This is a genomic window from Sedimentibacter sp. B4 (genome assembly GCF_000309315.1).
Lineage (GTDB): Bacteria > Bacillota > Clostridia > Tissierellales > Sedimentibacteraceae > Sedimentibacter > Sedimentibacter saalensis.
Map to the genome: position 1 here is coordinate 1 of NZ_CANG01000624.1, position 240 is coordinate 240.

Annotated in this window: 1 protein-coding gene; it reads left to right on the top strand. The window is 69.2% G+C overall.

The annotated features are described in order from the left end of the window. The coding region (locus tag BN358_RS26730) for a hypothetical protein (protein ID WP_198018452.1) at nt 1–240 on the top strand (240 nt) is incomplete at both ends.

Consider the following 240-nt stretch of genomic DNA (forward strand, 5'->3'; position numbering starts at 1 on the left):
TTTCTCGACCGAACGGTTGCGGCGGGTTTCGCGCCGTCGACGCGGTGGCCGACACGGCGACCTCTGGCGCGCGCTCACGCTCGCCTGGCAGGGGCTCGGCACTCCCGAGGGACGCCCCGAGCTCGGCATCGCGCCGATCGGTGGGCTCTTCGAACCCGGCGAACTGGACGTGCTGGATGTCTGCGAACTCTCGAACCAGACGCTGCTGACCACGGTGCGGATGCTCTCGCTCATGACCGA